General features: G+C 48.5%; 23 protein-coding genes. 5 read left to right on the forward strand and 18 right to left on the reverse strand.

From position 1 onward, the window contains the following. Positions 1-159 precede the first annotated feature (159 nt). The 5 genes from BLU12_RS07035 (at position 160) to BLU12_RS07055 (ending at position 4,561) form a co-directional block, all read left to right on the forward strand. Entirely contained in the window at positions 160-1,950 is a 1,791-nt protein-coding gene (locus BLU12_RS07035; RefSeq protein WP_091461644.1) for a hypothetical protein, read from the forward strand. 29 nt (positions 1,951-1,979) lie between these two features. Continuing rightward, complete coding sequence (gene larC2 / locus BLU12_RS07040) at positions 1,980-2,513, forward strand: nickel pincer cofactor biosynthesis protein LarC2 (RefSeq protein ID WP_091461646.1); 534 nt, start codon at positions 1,980-1,982, stop codon at positions 2,511-2,513. Between the two features lie 88 nt (positions 2,514-2,601). Continuing rightward, entirely contained in the window at positions 2,602-4,035 is a 1,434-nt protein-coding gene (locus BLU12_RS07045) for an NAD(P)/FAD-dependent oxidoreductase (protein ID WP_091461647.1), read from the forward strand. Between the two features lie 66 nt (positions 4,036-4,101). Further along, the gene (locus BLU12_RS07050; RefSeq protein WP_009201800.1) at positions 4,102-4,314 is read left to right on the forward strand and encodes a type II toxin-antitoxin system Phd/YefM family antitoxin; all 213 of its coding nucleotides are present in this window, start codon (positions 4,102-4,104) and stop codon (positions 4,312-4,314) included. Further along, positions 4,301-4,561, forward strand: coding sequence for a type II toxin-antitoxin system RelE family toxin (locus BLU12_RS07055; RefSeq protein WP_091461649.1), 261 nt, complete (start codon positions 4,301-4,303; stop codon positions 4,559-4,561). Before BLU12_RS07050 ends, BLU12_RS07055 begins: the two co-directional genes overlap by 14 nt. A gap of 202 nt (positions 4,562-4,763) precedes the next feature. Here the strand turns inward: BLU12_RS07055 and BLU12_RS07060 are convergent, their stop codons facing one another. From BLU12_RS07060 to gcvPA, 18 genes are all read right to left on the reverse strand, one after another. Further along, entirely contained in the window at positions 4,764-5,852 is a 1,089-nt protein-coding gene (locus tag BLU12_RS07060) for an iron ABC transporter substrate-binding protein (protein ID WP_091461651.1), read from the reverse strand. Then, entirely contained in the window at positions 5,849-6,655 is an 807-nt protein-coding gene (locus BLU12_RS07065; RefSeq protein ID WP_327020382.1) for an ABC transporter ATP-binding protein, read from the reverse strand. The genes BLU12_RS07060 and BLU12_RS07065 overlap by 4 nt, the downstream gene beginning before the upstream one ends. Beyond that, entirely contained in the window at positions 6,640-7,701 is a 1,062-nt protein-coding gene (locus BLU12_RS07070; protein WP_234945537.1) for a FecCD family ABC transporter permease, read from the reverse strand. Before BLU12_RS07070 ends, BLU12_RS07065 begins: the two co-directional genes overlap by 16 nt. Positions 7,702-7,875: 174 nt before the next feature. Then, positions 7,876-8,019 (reverse strand): hypothetical protein, encoded by a 144-nt coding sequence (locus BLU12_RS09970; RefSeq protein WP_159428516.1) that lies wholly within the window; start codon positions 8,017-8,019, stop codon positions 7,876-7,878. Between the two features lie 137 nt (positions 8,020-8,156). Beyond that, entirely contained in the window at positions 8,157-9,107 is a 951-nt protein-coding gene (locus tag BLU12_RS07075) for a radical SAM protein (protein WP_091461654.1), read from the reverse strand. Between the two features lie 41 nt (positions 9,108-9,148). Then, positions 9,149-9,367, reverse strand: a complete 219-nt coding sequence (locus tag BLU12_RS07080) for a hypothetical protein (RefSeq protein ID WP_091461655.1) — start codon at positions 9,365-9,367, stop codon at positions 9,149-9,151. Between the two features lie 76 nt (positions 9,368-9,443). Then, on the reverse strand, positions 9,444-10,229 hold the full coding sequence (locus BLU12_RS07085; RefSeq protein WP_091461657.1) for a 4Fe-4S binding protein: 786 nt from the start codon (positions 10,227-10,229) through the stop codon (positions 9,444-9,446). Positions 10,230-10,402: 173 nt separating this feature from the next. Next, positions 10,403-10,663: an indolepyruvate ferredoxin oxidoreductase subunit alpha gene (locus BLU12_RS07090; RefSeq protein ID WP_200778730.1), complete on the reverse strand. Its 261-nt coding sequence runs from the start codon at positions 10,661-10,663 to the stop codon at positions 10,403-10,405. Positions 10,664-10,685: 22 nt separating this feature from the next. Beyond that, positions 10,686-11,063, reverse strand: coding sequence for a NifB/NifX family molybdenum-iron cluster-binding protein (locus BLU12_RS07095; RefSeq protein ID WP_091461660.1), 378 nt, complete (start codon positions 11,061-11,063; stop codon positions 10,686-10,688). Between the two features lie 4 nt (positions 11,064-11,067). Continuing rightward, a complete protein-coding gene (locus BLU12_RS07100) occupies positions 11,068-11,943 on the reverse strand; it encodes an ATP-binding protein (RefSeq protein ID WP_091461662.1) in 876 nt (291 codons plus the stop codon). A 21-nt stretch (positions 11,944-11,964) separates the two neighbouring features. Next, on the reverse strand, positions 11,965-12,840 hold the full coding sequence (locus BLU12_RS07105) for an ATP-binding protein (protein WP_234945538.1): 876 nt from the start codon (positions 12,838-12,840) through the stop codon (positions 11,965-11,967). Between the two features lie 48 nt (positions 12,841-12,888). Beyond that, positions 12,889-13,446 carry a NifB/NifX family molybdenum-iron cluster-binding protein gene (locus BLU12_RS09975; protein ID WP_159428517.1) on the reverse strand — a complete coding sequence of 186 codons (558 nt, stop codon included), beginning with the start codon at positions 13,444-13,446 and terminating at the stop codon, positions 12,889-12,891. An 11-nt stretch (positions 13,447-13,457) separates the two neighbouring features. Continuing rightward, positions 13,458-13,760 carry a DUF5320 family protein gene (locus BLU12_RS07120; RefSeq protein ID WP_091461666.1) on the reverse strand — a complete coding sequence of 101 codons (303 nt, stop codon included), beginning with the start codon at positions 13,758-13,760 and terminating at the stop codon, positions 13,458-13,460. Between the two features lie 171 nt (positions 13,761-13,931). Further along, positions 13,932-14,657 carry an ABC transporter permease gene (locus BLU12_RS07125; protein ID WP_091461668.1) on the reverse strand — a complete coding sequence of 242 codons (726 nt, stop codon included), beginning with the start codon at positions 14,655-14,657 and terminating at the stop codon, positions 13,932-13,934. A gap of 2 nt (positions 14,658-14,659) precedes the next feature. Beyond that, entirely contained in the window at positions 14,660-15,763 is a 1,104-nt protein-coding gene (locus BLU12_RS07130; RefSeq protein ID WP_234945539.1) for an ABC transporter ATP-binding protein, read from the reverse strand. Then, a complete protein-coding gene (locus BLU12_RS07135; protein ID WP_234945540.1) occupies positions 15,669-16,193 on the reverse strand; it encodes a Fur family transcriptional regulator in 525 nt (174 codons plus the stop codon). Before BLU12_RS07135 ends, BLU12_RS07130 begins: the two co-directional genes overlap by 95 nt. 122 nt (positions 16,194-16,315) lie before the next feature. Next, positions 16,316-17,875, reverse strand: a complete 1,560-nt coding sequence (gene gcvPB, locus BLU12_RS07140) for an aminomethyl-transferring glycine dehydrogenase subunit GcvPB (RefSeq protein ID WP_091461671.1) — start codon at positions 17,873-17,875, stop codon at positions 16,316-16,318. A gap of 19 nt (positions 17,876-17,894) precedes the next feature. Further along, complete coding sequence (gcvPA, locus tag BLU12_RS07145) at positions 17,895-19,301, reverse strand: aminomethyl-transferring glycine dehydrogenase subunit GcvPA (protein ID WP_091461673.1); 1,407 nt, start codon at positions 19,299-19,301, stop codon at positions 17,895-17,897. Positions 19,302-19,346: the final 45 nt, after the last annotated feature.

Raw genomic sequence — 19,346 nt, forward strand, 5'->3', positions numbered from 1 at the left:
CGGTAAGTTTTCGCACTAACTATTGAATAGAGCCTCCCATATATTGACATAGCAACTCTTCTTGATAAAATCATAAATGAGTATCAATTTCAATATACTTAAAGTTAAGGAAATAACGCAAAGAGATTCGTCAACCAAAGAATAGGAGGTGTAACAGAAATGCAAAAGGAGATAGGTTCAGCAATTATGGCGGCAAATACCTTCGTCGAAAATGAGACCAGCGATCGTCTTGAAGCACTCACGAGAGGACATGGAATGCTCAATCTTGCTGTGTATAGTGTAGCTAACGTAGTAGTCAAAGAAATCCTTCAGGGGCGCAGCATAAAGCTTTCAGACGCTAATATGGAATATCTACCAGTGGATGCAATAGTAGAAGCTGGGATAAAAGCGGCCAAAGAGGCTGGTGCCGATGCAGCAAACGCTGCCCTCATTGTTGCAGCGTTCTTAAATCTCATGGGAACAGCGTCGAGAGCCGGAGTCCCGGCTGGGAACAGAAAGCTTGGTTCGTTGGCCAGGATTAAGGCCGGTGCATGCAGAGCCGGTGTTCAAGCAATACCCACTTCTAAGCTAACTAACAAAGTTTCAGGCTTTCCTGCAGTTAAAGCAATTTACGAAGCTATTGACAAGGGCGAGATATGTCGTTTTAGCGGAGAAGTTGTCCCTCCCTTCGTAGCAGGTGGAGCCGTTTATGGTCATAGCGTTTTAGGAGAGGATATGATTTACGTTGATCTAGCTAAAAAGGGGACGAAGGTAGGAGTGGAGGCCATGTTTAGAGCATACCAAGGTGTTGGCATCAACCCTAATCCATGGCTTTCGGCTGCAATCGCAGCAGCAGCTGTTCTAGAAATAGTTAATCCGGATGGAATGATAGGTCAAGAATATGGCGAATTTTTTGTCCAGGGAACAGGATATCTTGTCGGCAAGGGCGCTGCAGAAGCGGCCGGACTTCCCCCAAAGCTTCATATGCGCGGAACAGGGAAGGAATACGACACAGCGACGTTAATTGGAGATATGGGAATGATCTTGAAGGATGTTGGAGCACCCACCGTTGTCGGAATGATGACCCTTAACGAGATGATAGCGATCTTTCAGGAAGGTCCCATGATTGGCGCAGGATTTGGAGCAGGTCCCGTTAACCCCCCGCTTGCTCATCTTGTAGCTGACTCCATATGTGCTTCCATGAAGCTCCTTGAGACTGGCGGAGATGTCGAGGCAACTGCGGACATGATACGTGACATGAAGCTTAATGAATGGATCGATCCAGAGATTGCCGCAGCTTCGGCAAATATGGTAGCTCACAAAGCAGAGCAACTCACGCGCGGCCCGGTTACAGAAGCAGTCATTAAGGGAACCCAGGGAATTCGTTACAACATGGAGTACCGCATAGCCAAGTACACATGGGATGGCCTCAAGGCAGGCAAGACCCTTGAAGAAATATGCCACGACATAGATCTCAAGAGGCTAACGAAGGTTGAGGAACGTTCGAGCATGATATTCAGCAACTTTTTCAATCGAAAGATATCGATTAAGTTCAACAAGCTAAAGGGGGGAGCCCGCAGAGACCATCCTTTCGCTCAAACCTTCTGGGGGTTCGATGCCGATATAGATGCAGTTGTCACGGTAGATGGCAAGGAGTTTAAGATTGAAGGTTTATCTCATAAAGTAACGCCGGATGTTGTGCTTAATCAAAGAACCGAGTGGACCATCCCCATAACTGTAGCATCAGCAGTGGCTCAGGAGTTAATGTACATTGGTTGCTGCACTGTCAATGCGGTCATACCTGCTGCTGTAGCTGCCGCTTCTGGCAAATTGGATCCAAAAGATGCTGCTAAACGAGCTGTAAAAGGAGCCAACATCACAAACGCTATACCTGGAGCCGAAGAGAAGGCCTATAAAGTGGGCCAGCTTGCAGTGCGTTTAGCGAAAGATATGCAAGATGTAGTTGATTAGGTAAAAAACAGCGAAGAAAGGGGATAACAATGCTCCTGATAGTTAACGTGGATAGCATAACAGGGGAGGCATTACCTTATCTGATCGATGGGTTGATGGCTCGCGGTGCCTCAAGCGTTCACGCTATACCAGCCATTACGAAAAAAGGAAGAAGCGAATATATTTTTTTAATCGACTTGCCCAAATCACAGCTTGAAGGCATAAGATCTTTTTTATCAATTGAGCTGGACACATTGGGCATGAGAGCTATAGAGCCCGAACATATCCCCTTTCACCCCATCCGCAACGGTATTGTGCGAATGGAATTTCCAAATGGGGAGGGCGATGTCATCAATGTTAATGTGAAGATTTTAGCTGGAACCAATGAAGAGATTCTTCAATGCAAAGCCGAATATGAGGATTTGAAAGCAGCACTAAATAAAATAAATAGGAATAACAAGCACGTATTCTCCTTTAAAGTCCTCAAAGCAGCAGTTGAATTGGCTGTAATGAGCAAAACACAAGTCAATGTATATGGGTATGTGTTCAATTTCGAGGAACCCTACTTTCCCCCATCACATTAAGCAAATTAGGAACATAAAGAACAATATACATTACAGCTATAAGATTGTATGTGTGGAATAGCTTGCATATTACCCTTGGGGGGTATATATCGGCGGAGGGCCGGGTGGACGCATCTCCTATATGGCTTTGCGAATGATGGGCGAGGACAACGTGAAGATAGTTATGAATGAAGAACCAACGATCATCTGTAGCTTACCATATGGGGTTGGCAGAAGGCTCGTACCCCAAGGCCCTGAAGCACTGGTGGTAGACCTTTCCAAGGGTGGGCGCCTGCCCAAAGATATGCCGAAAGATGTCGTGCATGGCGTCGTGAAAGAACTTGATATAGCTTCCAAAAAAGCTTATATGGAAGAGGCTGATGGGCAGGTCGAGATTTCCTTTGAAAAGCTCATTTTAGCCACCGGCGCCGTCCCATGGATTCCTCCTGTATCAGGTGTTTTGCGGGAAGGCTCGTCACCTGTAACATCTGATGGCAAAGACACATGGGTTATGTATGGAAATGAACTTGTCGAGAAATCCAGGTTGGCGCCCAACGTCTATGTCATCAGGGGAGCAGATGACGCTCGAAGACTTGATAAGTTCGCCTCTCGCGGCAAAAGCGTGGTTGTAGTGGGAAGCGGTGCCATTGGACTGGAAATGACAGAAGCCCTCCACGATCGCGGACTTAAAGTCCATATTGTCGAGGTATTGCCGCATTTGAGCGTGGCCTTGGACGCAGATATGGCATCTTTGATTGAAAAGCGTGCGCTCGAGCGGGGCGTTAAAGCCTATACCGGCGTGAGTGTGACTGACGTAACACCCGAAGGTGTAGTTTTGTCCGATGGCTCCACTATCAAAGCTGATGGTGTGCTCTTCGCTACAGGCGTGCGCCCTAACCTAGCATTAGCTAAAGCTTGCGGGCTCAAAATGGAGCGGGGAATCGTGGTCGACTCTCACATGAGGACATCTCATCCCGATGTCTACGCCGTGGGGGATGCCGTACAGGTCGTTGATGCACCCACTGGCAGGTCGATGTTGCCCCTAATAGGCACCCTTGCCATGCGACAAGGGTTGGTTGCGGCGTCAAACATTACAGGTATGCCTGCAGAGCTTCCGCCCGTTACAATATGGGGAGTTAGCTCATTCTTTGACCTGCATTGGGCCAGCGTAGGGTGGAGCGAAGAGGCGGCAAACAAAGCAGGGATCCCTGTAAAGACGATCGTCCTTCCTGTTAGAACGAGGGATAATGCTATGCCTTTGGGGAAAGACGGTTATTGGAAGGTCGTTATCTCGAAAGAAAAAGCTGCTGGTTTAAAAGAAGGGCAAATAATCGGTTTTCAAGTTGTGATCGAAGGCGATCCCGTGATCAACTTGAGCGAGCGTTTTTTGGACATCATTACCGCGAAGGAAAGCATATCAGAGATTTTGCGCCACTACTTTGCTCATTGTCCTTCGCAAAACGCCGTGGACGACCCCTACCTCGCGCTATTCTTTAATTATCAGGCAACCCTTGCCTCCAAATCCAGGCCACGGCCTATATAGGCTGGGTACGCCAAAGCTAGGTTATAATATATACTACTGGCAATATATTTTTAGGGGTGAAAAGTCATGAAAAGTGGTGCTGAGAAAAAAACACCTGAATTTGTATATCGAGATGGCAAACCAGTGGCTGTAATTTTAGATATTAATGAATATCGGGAGCTGTTAGAACGCTTGGAAGACGTGGAAGATCTGAAACTTTTGGAAGAGATGCGCAAAAAGCCCCTGCATTTTAGGGAATTGGATGAATTTTTGAGAGAATGTCAGAGTGGACGAGTATAGAGTTTACCTGGAACGGGCAGCCGAACGGGATTTAAAGCGCCTTTCTTCCGAAGATTTTGACCGCATTATCTCTAATATCAGAGCTTTGGCCGAAAATCCAAGACCTGCAGGTTGCCGTAAAATAGTGGGGTCAAAGAATGATTGGCGGATCCGTGTCAGAGAATATCGCATAATTTATGAAGTTGACGACGAGAAAAAGGCTGTAATGGTAATGCGGGTAAGACATCGCAGAGATGCATATCGGTAGTCAACAATAGTATTGGTTCTCTATATTCCTAGGTAGAATTACATATATTCCGTATCATGCTTCGCTAAGGAAACCACGAGAAGAAGTTGGATCCATTTGGGTCTGATGCCGCTTGTTGTAATGTCGTAGCAAGCGACATGCATTGCTAATCGGGACTATCCTAGATTTTGCGTAAAGTTCCAACAGATGCAAAACGAGGCGTTTAAAATATGGGGCCGTAGCCGCCGAAGCTCCTTTTCATATCATCATATGCGCCTTTGCCTAAGAGAAATTTATATATATCATTGGCCTTTTTCTCCGGATCGATGTCTTTGAACGCCTCTGGGTATAAGACGGTACCCACGTAATAAGCGTTGGCAAAACAAGTGCCCAAGTTTGTGGTGTAGTGGTTATAGGGGAGAGTCAAATAAACTCTCCCCTGTTTAAACGCCGACAGGTGTTTGTAAAAGTGCGGATTTTTTTCTATATCTGCCTGGATTAGATGTCTTCCGCCGCCATCGATGAAAATCACGTCCGGATCCCATTCCAAGAGTTTTTCCCTGTCTATAAAAATATGGTCGCCTTTTAGTCCCTCTACGACGCTTTTAACGCCTAAAAACTCAAAAGGAGGATAGGACTTAAGGGTGCTATCGATGCCATGCGACCCTTTATGTCCAATCCCGCCTACATATACTTTTTGCCGATGTTCGCTCACTGCTGCTGTTCGTTCAAATAAGTCTTGCTTCATCTGCGTGAAAAATTCGACGAGGGCATCTGCCCTTCTATCGTTGCATTCCATTATTCGTCCGATCAGCCCGAAGGAATCGAAAACTGTCTCGTCGAAAGTCGCCAAGGGACCATAGGACAGCACTACAACGGGAACGCCCAGTTTGTCCTGTAGTTTTTCTGCGTTTTGCCCTTGCATGTATGTTACAAAAAGCAGGTCGGGTTTGCAGGCAAGGGTTGCTTCTGGATCTGGTCCGCGGTCTATATAGGCTGGCCCTCCGGGGCCTATCGTGGGAAGGGATTTGAACTCTGGGTGGGCATAGGCATAAGGTCGCCCTGTTGGGTCTTTTTCCATCTCTTCCACGCCGACCACTTTTTCTGTTTGGTTCATATAGACTACAAGCCTAAGCGCTCCCGGTCCTGCGCAAACTATCCTTTTCACAGGAAGGTCAATCGTTACAGATCTACCTGCCAGATCTGTAACGGTTAGAGGTTCCGCCCCTACAACAGAAGAGGTCATCCAAAGGAGGGCGAGCGCCGCTCCAAAAGCCAAAACGCGTTTTGGTGCAAATATTCCTTTTTTCATGCTCCTACCTCAACTTTTGTAAAAATTCTTTCCTTTTTGGTATCGAATGTTGGAATGACTATGAAGTGATCATCTACGCGGTGCATAACAACACGAATGTCAAAGACCTCTTCTATGAGCTTAGGAGTAAGGATCTCCCGTCCACCGTAGGCATAAACCTCGCCATCTCGCAGCAAGAGAAATTTGTCGGCAAAACGAAGGGCCAGGTTTATGTCGTGGAGAGAAAAAATTATCGCCATGCCCCTTTCTCTTGCCAACTCGCAGAGCAAATTCATCACCTCGAACTGTCGATGGAGGTCGAGGCTGCTGGTCGGTTCATCGAGCAGGAGTGCATCTGGCTCTTGAGCTATGGCTCGGGCCAAAGCGACTCGCTGGATTTCGCCCCCGGAGAGTTCTCTGACGGGACGAAGGGCGTACTTCTCAAGCCCCATAGCGCACAGGGCTTCGTCAACTACTTCGAAGTCTCTATCTGTAGGATTCCACCTCATGTGGGGTTTTCGTCCCAACAGCACGGCATCGAAGACGGAAAGCTCACCTTCAGGAGAACGTTGCGGTACATAAGCGACCTTTTGCGATATCTGCTGGCGATTTAGCTCGCTTAGGTTGTCGCCATCGAGCATAACAACTCCTAACCACGGCTTCAGTAAGCCATTGAGGCACTTTATAAGCGTCGATTTACCCGAGCCGTTCATACCGAGGATTGCCGTTGTGGTCCCTCTCTCCACTGAGATCGTTATCCCTTTTAGGACTACATCTTTTCGGTATCCAAATGAGACATCTTTGGCTGTTAGGATTTTCCATATCCTCCCTTCATGAGCAGATAGAGAAAAAGCGGTGCCCCCATGAAAGAGGTTACGATGCCGACGGGAAGCACAATTGGCGCCATAACGCTCCTGGCAGCCGTGTCTGCGCAGAGCAGTATCAAAGCTCCCACAACGCACGATTGGGGCAATAGATGGCGGTGATCTCCGCCCACCAATCTACGGGTTATGTGTGGTGCGACGAGGCCTACGAATCCGATAACGCCAAAAGTTGCGACCGCTACAGCGGCAATTAAAGCAGCTATTATGAGGCTCATCTTTCTCAGGCGTTCGGCATTTACGCCGAGGCTCTTCGCAACATCGTCTCCTGCGGCGAGGGCGTTCATGTTCCAGCGGTTGAGCAAAAAGAACAAGCTCGCGGGCACGATGAAGAGGACCATTAGAAGGAGTTCATTCCAGGAAGCCCTCCCCACATCGCCGAAGGTCCAAAACACGATAGATGCCACCTCAATGTCGCTGGCGAAATATTGGATCATCATAGTGCCCGACGTGGCGAGCGCTGACAGGGCGACCCCCGATAGCACAATAGCTTCGGGAGATAGGCGCCTTCTTTGGCTCAGGAACAAGATGAGCCATGTGGAGGCGAAAGCCCCTAAAAAGGCGAACATGCTCACGCCCCAAGGCAAACCTGCCAAGAAGCTTTCGTTTTTGCCGCTCGGTCCCAAACCTAAAATGACGAGAGCAACGGCAGCTCCAAACGCCGCCCCCTGAGAGACCCCAAGCGTATAAGGAGAAGCAAGGGGGTTGTGCAGGATGCACTGCATCGCCACCCCTCCCATGGCAAGACCCCATCCGGCGAGGACCGCTCCAATGATCCTAGGAAGCCTGATACGCCATAGGATGGTAGATGTAACGTCATCGGAACGCCCTAACAAGGCTGCAAAGGCATCGCTTAAATTTACTTGGAAGGAGCCTACGGAGAGGGAGACGAAGACCATCGCCATAAGCCCTAAGGCGAGAGTGAAAAACATCACTTTGCGACGGTAAGTATATGCTTTATATGCCTCGATAGTAGATCTGCTTGACATTGGGAGCCCCCTTATAAAATGAGTATTACGAATAATATAATCCATAACACTCAGATGTCAACTCTCCTATCTTCCTCAAAAATAATCTCTTCGAAAGGAGTTTGTATCCTAATAATTGACAAAGAGGATAACCATCTCGAGAATCCCTTTTAGATGAAATTTTTCTTTAAGGATCTAAGCCATTACGGCCACGGAGGTATCTACGGGCTGGACCAAAGTACATGCATTAAAGCACAAAGCCATGGTGAGGACATATACAGGCTGGAGGAGATGCGACACGGATAAAAAACTGCTGGTAACTAGGAACTCTATAGACATTGTATGGCTATCCAGGGAAATAGTTCAATCTTCAGAAAGACTATCCCACGCCTCTGAGAACAAGATAAGGAGTCTTAACGATATGGTAAAGGGGTAGACATGTCGTTTCAGGACGACAAGAGAAAATTTCGACATTTTTACCGTTCCCCTTCTTTCATAACTCGGACATAATAAACCCAATTCCCGTATTGAACCCGTCTGATCCTGCCTTCGGCGACGAGGCGATCAATGCTTTTTTCGTCGGAGCCCTTGCGGCGCAAAACCTCTTTGACGGCGTCGCTGCGCATGGGGTGGACGGCGGTGATGTTTAAAATTTCCTCTACAGGGTCGTCGGTAACTACAAAGGCGTTGCCCTCGTAGCCCGTTAGCGTTTCTGTATCAATCCCTTGCTCTGTAAATATTGCATAGGCGGCTGCGACCGTCTCTGCATCGGGCATCTGTACCCATGAGGCGGCAGGAGGACGGGTGGGGACGGAAATGTAGGCCTTGCTGGGACTCAGGCTGGAGGAGATAAACCGAGCAACTTTTTCAAGTTCCGCCGGTCCGTCGTTAAGACCCTTCACAAGCATGGTTTCGCTGCACAGCGTGCCTTTATAGGAACGAGCGAATTCCTCCATGCCGACAAGGATATCGCCATGATCAAGGGATGGGTGCGGGCGGTCGATTCGTTTCCATAAGTTTTCCGTAAGGGCGTCAATTTTCAGGCTGACCCAATCCGCAACATATAGAGCCCTCCTTACATCTGCCTTCGAGATGAGAGAGGCGTTGGAAATAACGGCTACAGGAATGCCCGTTTCCTTCAACCTCAATAGCAACTCTTCAAGGGCGAGGTCAAGTGTGGGTTCACCATCGGGAACGATTGTTAGATAATCGACTCGTTCTCCCGTTTCCACAAGCTGCGAGAGTCTTTTTTTGACACGAGCAGCGAGTTCTTCCGGATCGCTGTAGTGCTGGCGCTGGGTCTCCATGCGCAACGTTGGCCCGATCTGGCAATAGACACATGTATAAGAACAGATCTTATAGGGGATGTTGTTAATGCCAAGGCTCGAGCCCAACCGACGAGACGGAACGGGACCGAATATGCTCATGAGAAACACCTCCTTCTAGATGACCTTTCTCATTTTGATGATTATGCACCCTCTTGCCCGCCTTCAACGACGTCGCCAAGCCCTATTTTGACAGAAAATAGGGCTTGGCAGTCTTCCACAAACTTAAATACTGCATAATGGGCAGCTGCCGCCGTCGCTTCCACTGCTGCCTGCTGCTTTGCGCAACGACGGGCCTTCGAGGAGCATAACCACGTGGCCGCGGCATTGAGGGCACTGAATCTCCCTCTCTGATTCTCCATAAAACTCCTCACCGCAATTGAGGCATCGAAAACGCCTTTGATTCATATCCTTCACCTCCGACAAAAATTATTGCTGTTACTGTACCTCTTTCAAGAAAACTTCCTCTGTTTCAGATGCCTTTAAGGTTTCTACGCGCAGAGCGCCTTTGGGACAAACCGCCACACAGTCGATACACCCGTAGCATTCTGGCGAAATGGGAAGCTTTTCCTTCTTGCCTTGGGTCTGTAACGCCTGTGATTTCTCGATGAGCGGCACGAGAAGACGGTCTGGGGCATCGCAGACGGAAGTGCAAACCCTACAACCTGCGCACTTCTCCGTATCCATCACTATAGGGCTCCTTTTGATCAATGCAGCTGCTATCGTCCCTATTGTGCCGCCTGGACACAGGTGAGCGCAGAACGTTCTGGGCTCAAATACGATTGCTAAACCCGCCGCCAAAGCCAGCATGACTTGGCAAAATCGCAGGAACAAATAGCCATGCTGAGCGTAAGAAGCATAAGCTACTGGCAAGCCCTTATGGATATTGACAAGCCAAACGATCCAGGCGAAATATCCAATCATACCGATGAGGAATGCGCTTTGAAGGACTCTGTCCTTGTTTAGCCATCTGGGGAAGGGCAATAATCTCAAAGAGATCTTTGACCAGATTAGATCGATGAATCCGCCATTAGGGCAGAGTAGGCCGCACCATATCCTCCCATGGAATGCGGAGAGTAAGCCACCCAAGGCTATCATCAAGACGCAAAACCACCATTGTTTCAGCAGGAGCACAGCCACGACGAAAGCTACCATAAGCTGCACTTGCATCACAGAGCGAATGCCCTTCCACGTTTTGGGGTCTATCTGCCCTTTCCCTTCCATCTATATATCCCTCCGCTTCTGAGAGCGCTGCGCTCCAACTTGTGGGAATTTATTTTACCATACCCATGTAAGGTATATCAAGCCAGACAAATCAAATGTCTACCATCTCATTTCAGCACCAAAAGATTAGTCCAAAGATCTACAAAAGTTCTCAACTTCAGCCATAAATAGGCTCAGCACGAGATTTTTTTCGCCCTTATAACTATAAAAGACCCTTCGCCATACCCCTCTTTGACCGACTCTGGTCCCTGAATCTCGGAAAGGTCTCGAAATATGGCTCCGTAGGGGCAAACTGTGACACATGCACCACACTGGTTGCAGAGAGTTTGGTCTATGATTGCTTTGCCATCTTCCACTTTTATGGCTCCTGTGGGGCATGTCTTAGCGCATACCCCGCAACCTTGACATATATTGGGATTTACAGCATATGCCAATTTATTGCCCCCGCAATTCCTCTTATGCTTCGTGATGCCCGTTACAAGCAGTGTCTGCACTATGTTCCTTGCCATGATGACAAGAGTTGGAACTTCCGGAAAGATTGCCCTTTATAAATGCTTCGAGCGCGCTATCTACGCTCATGGGATCGCACGTTTGAACCGTTATGCCGAAAGAGGCAAACAAATCTCTTGCCCTTGGCCCCATATCTCCTGCTATCACTATATCCACATCAAGATCCTTCATCCATCTGGGCAGCACTCCCGGTGCATGTCCAGGATTAGTGTAAATCTCTTCTTTTACAACCTTGCTTCCATCGATCTCAACGAGTCTAAATTCTGGAGCGTGGCCGAAATGGGGACAAACAACACCCCTATCAGCAGCAATCATCACTTTCATGACATCATCTCCTCTTTCTATTGATTTCTACCATTGTAACAATGGCATCCCACATTCGCTCTATTTCGTCTTTTATATTTCCTCTATCGACCTCTACCACCGGCACTCCTCGCGATATAGCTTCAACAAAAACCTCGTCGAAGGGAAGTTTACCGATCAATTCTATGCCTCGCTGATTACAGTATCTTTCGATCTCGCGGCCTATTTCCTCGTTTAAGTCGTATTTGTTTATGCAGACTGCAGCCGGAACGCGGAAGTGTTTGCAAACTCCCGCCACGCGTTCCAAATCGTAGACCCCTGACACAGTGGGTTCAGCTACCAATAAAGCCATGGTAGCTCCTGAAAGGGACGATATTACCGGGCAACCTATACCTGGCGGCCCATCGGTGATAATATACTTTAACGCTTTTTCTTCGGCCAATGCCTTAGCTTTCTGCCTCACCAAAGCCACGAGCTTTCCCGAGTTCTCTTCTCCGGGAATGAGTCTTGCATAAACCAAAGGGCCATACCTGGTCTCGGACACGAACCAGTGGCCCGATAGGACATCTTCCATCACTATTGCGCCGGCTGGGCATGCATGAAAACAGAAACTGCACCCTTCACACGAGAGGCGATCGACCTTAAAGTCTTTTATTGCGCCGAACCGACATAGCTTTTGACAAAGGCCGCACTTGTTGCACTTTTCCTCTTCGATGCGAGCTTTTTTCCCGCTCCAAAATTCACCCTTTTCTGCTATTCTGGGAGACATGACAAGGTGAAGATCGGAGGCGTCTACATCACAATCTGCCAAAATCTTGCTCTTCCCAATGGCAGCGAACGAAGCTGCTATACTGGTTTTTCCCGTGCCGCCTTTACCGCTTATTATTACAATTTCGTTCATAGGGCTTTCCTTTCTTGGTGTTTAAGCGTTATATGTGGCATGAAGCCGACCTTTTTTAAGTGTGTAGAAGAGATCTAAAAAGGCATCGTGCCATCGCGTCTTCCCTTCTACCAGGGGAATACCTTTGGAGTAAAGAGTAGCGATATCCCTGTCGAAAGGAATTTTTAGCAACACAGGTATCTCGCTCTCGCGACAATATTTCTCTATCAGGCTATCGCGTGAAGGACTCGAACGATTGATTACGACCCCGCAAGGGATGTTAAGATATCTTATCATCTCCACTGCCAGAGAAAGATCATTCAGCCCAAAGGGGGTCGGCTCGGTGACCAAGATAGTATAGTCGCTCCCCTGTACAGCCTCTACCACTGGACAAGAGGTGCCCGGAGCCACGTCGATTATCACGTCCCTTTGATTATCAATTTGACCATCTATATACATCTTGGCTTTCCTTATTACTGGTGTTGACATGGGTTCCCCTGTATTGAGCCTTCCTTGGACAAGTTCCAGATTTTTGCGATAACCTATTTCAACAACACCCACCTGCCTATTAGCTTCTGCAATAGCTGACTCTGGACACAAATAAGAACAGGCTCCACAACCGTGACACAGCTCAGGGAAAACAATCACCTTGCTCGGAAGGGACGCTATGGCATGATAAGCACATACTTCTGCGCATCTGCCACAATGATTACACCTATCAGCGTCTATTCTGGGAGTGGGGACATGCACAGGCTCTGCTCTTTCGATAGACGCGTGCACAAACAGGTTGGCATTCGGTTCTTCTACGTCACAGTCCAATATCTGTACTGAAGCACGTTCGCTTACGGCCAAGGCTAAACTCGTGGCCACCAACGTTTTCCCTGTACCGCCTTTGCCGCTCGCTACGGAGACGATCACATCCCCACCCCCTCGCACGTATTTACAGCTCTTGCTGCCATTGCCGCTCTAATCTTCAGAAGTTATCTCATCAATGCGACGGTTTATTTCAGAAAGTTGCTGCTTCAACGCTTCTGCTTGACCTTTCAGCTGCCTGAGCCCTTCTTCTTCGCTCGGCGGTTGGGACACAACCCCTGACATGCTAACGCCTCCGTGCATCCCGAAGCCGCCCATACCTCGACCCCCACCTTTGCCAAACCCTCCGCCCATCCCGAAGTGAGGAGGGACATCTGGGGCAGATGTAGACGCCGGCTTCCCCTGCTTAAAAGATAGAACGGCATCCCTTACTGTGCCAGAAACACCTGTGATGATCTGCACGCCAGCGGCAGATAAGACCTCATATGCATTGGGGCCACAGCTTCCTGTAAGCACTACCTGTACCCCTTTCCCCACTATCGCCTGAGCAACGCTGATTCCTGTCCCTCCTGGAGCACTTGCGCTGCTGTTTTCCATAGTCTCAAATTGCATGGAATCAGGATCGACGATGATGAAGTAGGGAGCGCGTCCAAAGCGAGGATCTACCAACGCATCTAAATTAGGAGCGGTCGCCGATACGGCTATCTTCATAAAATCCACCTCTACTTTCCCTCAAGTTCTCTGACGCGTGCTTCAATAGCATCGAGTTGGGCCTTTACGGCATCAGCTTGAGCTTTTAGAAGCTCAATTTCCTGCTCTTTACTCATTGCTTGAGGGTTAGAAGCACCTTGCGCATACCCCCACCAAGGACGAGGGATATATCCTTCGTAAGGTGCCCCTGCAGCACCGCCCAAGAAGTACCAACACCGGGGAAGACCACCTCTGCCCATACCAACATATGGCCATGCTGGACTCCACCCCCGAAAGCCAAACCCATAACCGCCTCTGCCAAACCCTCTGGGCATACCCAAACCCCCCCTTTATATTAATATTGATAATCATTATCAATTGTAATTATACTAAAATAACCGTCATTGTCAATACATTTGCCAACAAAGGAGAGGCAATAGGTATATGATTATACGATTCTTAAACGAAATAACCAGTCAATATGTTCCTATCAAGCATATGAAAAGTCATTCAAATTTTTTTGATAGCAAATTGGCCGCCGGAAGGAAAAAAATTAAAAAGAAGGCCATCAAAACAGCAGCATGAAGTGCTACAGTAACACCTTGACTAACACCTGAAACGCCCTGGAATCCTTTAACTGCGTATGTGAGGGGAAAAAGATGAGCTAAAAATTGCAAGGCTTTCGGCATGGCCTCAACAGGATATACCACACCGCTTATAAATACCATGACAAAGCGAGGAAGATTGAGCAGGGTTTGAGCCTCAAAGACCTCCTTCACCATTAAACAAAGAAGTGATCCCATAGTGGAAAATGCCAGCAGGGCCGGCAAAAGAATTGATAAAAAGGATATCCAGTTCAAGTCAAAATTTAAGAAAAGGGCGCACACCACTGCCACTAGCGAGCTCATAAGAAGGCCAAAGATGGCTCCGCCAAGAATTTTCCCAAGTAAAATTGCCTTAATGCTAATGGGAGCAAGCAAAAGCCTCTCCAATGACCCGAGGCGAAGCTCGAAGTTTATCACCACCGCTTCCGCAGCAGTAGTGCTGAACAACGCGGTCATGGCAAGGAGCCCAGGGATCAACCCCTTAAAATCCACTGGGTTTCTAAGATAGAAGGCCAGAACCCATGCAATAGGAAAGACTATTCCCCAACTTATGGCGGGAGGTTTAAGGTAATAGGTCCTCATGTCTTTTGCAATGATGCACCATATTCCCCTCAAGTCATCGCGCATCGTCACTTACCTCCCTTTTCCATCGCCATCATACTTGAGGAAAGCCCGGTGATCCTCACAAAAGCTTCCTCAAGAGTGGGTTTTATAGTATTAATAGACTCAATTTCTGCCCCTGCATCTTGTATTGCTCGACAGATATGAGGAAGCAGACTATTTGTGGTTCCACTGCAACGCAAAGTGTTCGAGTCTACAATGATGGGCTTAGTCCCTATAAGAGCGGCTAGCCGTTCTACCAATATTGAGACAGATCCCCTTATGGTAAGTTCAATGGCCTGTTCCTTAATCGCCATTTTCTTTAGCTCTTCAGGCTTTTCGACCGAGACAATTTGTCCCCTTACGATGATCGCGATGCGGTCGCATAAAACGTCTGCCTCTTCCAGGTAATGGGTGGTCAAAAATATCGTCATCCCTTGATCGCGCAATTTTTGAATAGCACTTCTCAGAGAGCGTGCAGTCATGACGTCAAGTCCAACAGTTGGTTCATCCAAAAACAATATCTTAGGGTTGTGAATGAGGGCTGCGGCAATGGTAAGAGACCTCTTCATCCCCCGAGAGAGCGTCCGAAATGGACGATCCCTCTTTTCCTGCAGGCTAAAGAGCTCAAGCAGCGTCATAGCTCGTTCATATCTCTCCTTCCTTCTTACGCCATAGAGTTTGCCCATAAAGAGGAGATTTTCCAAGGCCGTAAGTTCGTCGTAAAGGTTTGAGGCCTCCGGCACTACTCCCGTAAACCCCTTGGTCATTGCAGCGTTCGCCTTAATGTCAAGACCCAACAGCTCCACATTGCCTGCTGTAGGTTTAGATAGCCCAGTAAGCATGCGGATGGTGGTGGTTTTTCCAGCACCATTGGGGCCTAAAAAGCCAAAAAGTTCTCCTTCTTCCACATCGAAGCTTACGCCGTTGACGGCAACTAAATCCCCATACCGCTTGATTAACCCTTCAGCTTTAATAGCTATGGACGTGACAATGCACTCCTTTCTTTTTGGGCAATGAAGATATTGCAACAGTACATCACATAAGTCCGCGATGCATGCGCCTCCTGCGACGACAACGACATTCCCCTTGGGGCATTCTTGAGGGGTCAAAACCTTTTCTGAGGCATTCATGACATACGCCAAAGAGCTCAATGCTTTGCGGAAGTAGAGTAAACCCCATATCTTCAGCCCACTCTTCCGCGACCTGGCTCTTTTGATCTTCATCTTTAAGATGCACCACCCTGCCACAGCCGCGACAGACAAGATGGAAATGGATATCCTTGAGCGACACCTCAAATCGGCTAAAACCCTCATCTAAATTTACCTCGTGCAGAAAGCCCATCTCCACCAAGAGCTCTACTGTACGGTAGATCGTGGCAAGACCTATGGAGGGATCCTTTTCCTGTATGAGGTCCAAAAGCTCTCTAACGTTCGGATGTTTATCCCAATTTTGAAGTATGGTCTCTACTATGAGCCTCCGAGGACTGGTAATGCGAAAACCTTTTTCTTGCAAGGAGCGCAAGTACTCCTCCACCTTTTCCTTCACTTTCTCTTCATCCACTATCTCAATCACCTCTCGATCAGCTTTCGGGTCATATAAAAAAGGCAGCAAAGCCTATTGGTCATTTTTTTAGAGGCCTTGCCACCATTATATTTCTATCTACTCTACTTCGTCCAACTGGTTTAGGTTCGACCCTTTTTCTTTATGTACGCTCTCCATGTGGTTGCCCAACGCTTGGGATCATCCAGCGCAGACTCATCGGCCAACTTGTGGGATGCGCACTTATGAGGCGCATTTTTCACAACTTCAGGATTGGAGTAGGCCTCATCGCGAATGTGTTTTAAAACTGCTGCGTATTCATCCAAATCCTCCTTACCGTAGCTTTCACAGGGCTCAAGCGTCATGGGCTCGGGAACCACCCAGGGATGATGGCTCGTCCAGTAATGCTGCAATCCAAAGTCGCCCACTCGTCTCATGATATCCGTCGTGCTAACTCCCGTCGCCTCGAACAACTTCTGCCAACAGTAACGGGCTTCCTCAAGGCGTCTTCTTCCTGGTGCGTAAGGTACGTCCATTTCAGGGATCAATTCCTGCAGCTTCTTTTGCAGGTAATTGTGGTTTATCGTAGATATCTCGGATACTTCCTTGAGGTATTCCTGACCTACGGCCCTGATCCAGGCATAGGCGCGCACCAATACCCCTGCAGGACCTTGAAACTGCCTTATTTTGCCCACGCTTTCCGGCCTGTCGAAATCGAGGTAATACTTTTCCCCGTCGTATTCGACCGTTGGGAAGGGCAAGTACTTTGCCAGGTAATCCCTTACGCCTAGTGCACCTAAGCCTGGCCCCGAACAGCCGTGAGGAGTGCCGAAGGTCTTGTGAATATTGAAGTGGCACATGTCAAATCCGGCCTCGCGTGCCCTTGCTATTCCCAGAAGGACGTTTGCGTTTGCCTGGTCGTAAAAGCACAGGCCGCCTGCATCGTGTACTATCTTGACGAATTGGTCGATCTCCGTGTTGTATATCCCCGTATCCTCGGGGTTGGTTATGAACATCCCGGCGGTCCTTTCCGATACGGCAGCCTTGACCGCTTCTATTGAAGGATAGCCGTTTTCGCTGGGAGGAAGGATTATCAGCCTGAAGCCAGCCGTTGCAGGGGCTGCGTGATCACAGGGGTGCGTAAAGGCTGCGCTTATGATTTCCCTGCGTTTATCCAACTCGCCGCGATCGCGATGATAAGCCCTCATTATGCTTGCTGCCGTATAAACGGCATGAGCTCCGCCCTGTGGATGCAAACTGAACTTGTCCATCCCGGAGATTTCTTTGAGGATCTCCTCGAATTCGTAATACATTTGAAGTATCCCTTGAACGGTATCCACATCCTGCCAGGGATGAAGGGAAGCTATACCCGGATGTGCCGCCAGCTCTTCGTTGATCCTGGGGTTATATTTCATCGTGCACGTGCCTTGGCTTATGTCGTTACACAGGTTTGCTCCAAGCGTCTCCTGGGCAAGGTGGATATAATGCGCTAAGACCCTCTTTTGATCTAGCTCGGGCAATGCCGGAAGTTGCTCTCGAAACATCCCCTTTGGCACAAGATTTTTTGCATCGCCCGCCTCCTTCTTGATTTCCTCGTCCGGAGCCGGAGGGATTAGGCCCCTTCGCCCCGGGACGGAGAGCTCAAATATTATCGGCTCGTTCCAATGGGCCTGATGGAAATTTCTCAATTTAACGTCCCCCATCTCATATCCCCTCCTACCATTACATGCCTACGACGGAAGCCAGAGCATCCGCCAGCATGTCTATGTCCTCTTTGCTGTGAAGCTCCGTCACGCAAAAGAGGGCGCTTTGCCCCATTTCAGGGAAGTCCTTCGACAGGTCTTTGCCGCCAAATATTTTGTGGTCAAGCAGGGCTTTATTTATCTCCGCTACCGTCTTTTTTGTCCCGTCGAAATTGACCGTAAATTCTTTAAAGTGATAGGAATCAAAGAGCGGCGCCTTAACTCCCTTGACGGACGAAAGCTTTTTAGTGGCATAAGAAGCCCTCTGAAGCAATCCCTCGCCTAATTCATTCATTCCCTGCGGTCCCATCAAAGCCATGTAGACGCCTGCGACGATGCCGTGAAGCTGGGCCATCGTACCCAAGAAGTCCTTGGCCTTATCGCGAGATGCATAAGACGTCCTCTCGTACAAGACCTCTCCAAATCCGTATTCTCCCTCTTCCACTGTCTCAGCTATTCCAAAAAGCAAAGAGGGATACTCCGCCACGAACTTAGGCTCATCAGGGGTGGCTATGAATCCTCCCAAGCCGCCGCCATAGCTCATGGGAATACCCATAGGCTGCACGTCGCCACAGGCGAAATCGGCACCGTAGTGGGCAGGCGGTTCAAGCACGCCTAAAGAAAGAGGATCCACGCCCACCGACAGCAACGCTCCCTTAGAATGAAGAAGGTCGGCTATCTCTTGTCCCTGGCTTTCAATGACGCCGAAGAAATTGGGGTTTTCCATATACAAGACGCAAACATCGTCGGACAGTTTGCTCTTTAAGTCGTCAACGTCGAGCAAGCCGGTTTTCGGATCGTACTTGACCGTCTCTATATCTGAAGTAGAAGACCATGCGTAGTTTTCGATGCAGGACAGTCGCTCAGGGCTGATCGATGCAGCTATCAATGCCTTGCCTCTTCCCGTCATGCGCGATGCCATCCTTACGGTGGTGGCACATGCCATGGCCCAATCGTAGGTAGGAGTGTTAACCATATCCATGTCGACCAGTTCACCTATGCAGCTTGCGTATTCAAACTGGGCCTGAAATTTGCCGTGATCTGCGAAGGCCTCTCCTACGTAGGCGGACAAAAATTCATCCCTTTCCATTATGGTCTTACAAACTGCCGGCACGTAATGCTGCCAGCATCCGCCGCCCAGAAAGTTTAGGTATTCCTCGCAATTTTTGTTCTTGGAAAGCAGGTTCGTTACGTGTTTTTTAAGCTCGTATTCGGATGTGATTGCCTTGGGGATGTTTAGAGGCCTATTAAGCCTTAAATGTTCTGGAATTTGACCGAAAATATCCTCCGCGCTTTCAATCCCTATTTCCTTCAGCAACTCCTCCTTAATTTCAGGAACGGAATTGGGGATATAAGGATGAGCCCTTCTCTTTTCCTTCTCTTCCATGCTGTTACCCCTCCCAAATGATAAATTTTGAGGCGCTAAAAATAA

The organism is Acetomicrobium thermoterrenum DSM 13490, from assembly GCF_900107215.1.
Taxonomy (GTDB): Bacteria; Synergistota; Synergistia; order Synergistales; family Acetomicrobiaceae; genus Acetomicrobium; species Acetomicrobium thermoterrenum.

Excerpts from the sequence above, each read along its gene's own strand:
- BLU12_RS07125 (WP_091461668.1), bottom strand. The coding sequence starts at position 14,657 with ATGCGCGATGACTTGAGGGGAATATGGTGCATCATTGCAAAAGACATG.
- BLU12_RS07120 (WP_091461666.1), bottom strand. The coding sequence starts at position 13,760 with ATGCCCAGAGGGTTTGGCAGAGGCGGTTATGGGTTTGGCTTTCGGGGG.
- BLU12_RS09970 (WP_159428516.1), bottom strand. The coding sequence starts at position 8,019 with ATGTCTATAGAGTTCCTAGTTACCAGCAGTTTTTTATCCGTGTCGCAT.
- BLU12_RS07085 (WP_091461657.1), bottom strand. The coding sequence starts at position 10,229 with ATGGAAGGGAAAGGGCAGATAGACCCCAAAACGTGGAAGGGCATTCGC.
- gcvPB (WP_091461671.1), bottom strand. The coding sequence starts at position 17,875 with ATGGGGGACGTTAAATTGAGAAATTTCCATCAGGCCCATTGGAACGAG.
- BLU12_RS07075 (WP_091461654.1), bottom strand. The coding sequence starts at position 9,107 with ATGAGCATATTCGGTCCCGTTCCGTCTCGTCGGTTGGGCTCGAGCCTT.
- BLU12_RS09975 (WP_159428517.1), bottom strand. The coding sequence starts at position 13,446 with ATGAAGATAGCCGTATCGGCGACCGCTCCTAATTTAGATGCGTTGGTA.
- gcvPA (WP_091461673.1), bottom strand. The coding sequence starts at position 19,301 with ATGGAAGAGAAGGAAAAGAGAAGGGCTCATCCTTATATCCCCAATTCC.
- BLU12_RS07100 (WP_091461662.1), bottom strand. The coding sequence starts at position 11,943 with ATGAACGAAATTGTAATAATAAGCGGTAAAGGCGGCACGGGAAAAACC.
- larC2 (WP_091461646.1), top strand. The coding sequence starts at position 1,980 with ATGCTCCTGATAGTTAACGTGGATAGCATAACAGGGGAGGCATTACCT.
- BLU12_RS07050 (WP_009201800.1), top strand. The coding sequence starts at position 4,102 with ATGAAAAGTGGTGCTGAGAAAAAAACACCTGAATTTGTATATCGAGAT.
- BLU12_RS07060 (WP_091461651.1), bottom strand. The coding sequence starts at position 5,852 with ATGAAAAAAGGAATATTTGCACCAAAACGCGTTTTGGCTTTTGGAGCG.
- BLU12_RS07035 (WP_091461644.1), top strand. The coding sequence starts at position 160 with ATGCAAAAGGAGATAGGTTCAGCAATTATGGCGGCAAATACCTTCGTC.
- BLU12_RS07095 (WP_091461660.1), bottom strand. The coding sequence starts at position 11,063 with ATGAAAGTGATGATTGCTGCTGATAGGGGTGTTGTTTGTCCCCATTTC.
- BLU12_RS07070 (WP_234945537.1), bottom strand. The coding sequence starts at position 7,701 with ATGTCAAGCAGATCTACTATCGAGGCATATAAAGCATATACTTACCGT.
- BLU12_RS07130 (WP_234945539.1), bottom strand. The coding sequence starts at position 15,763 with ATGAATGCCTCAGAAAAGGTTTTGACCCCTCAAGAATGCCCCAAGGGG.
- BLU12_RS07080 (WP_091461655.1), bottom strand. The coding sequence starts at position 9,367 with ATGGAGAATCAGAGAGGGAGATTCAGTGCCCTCAATGCCGCGGCCACG.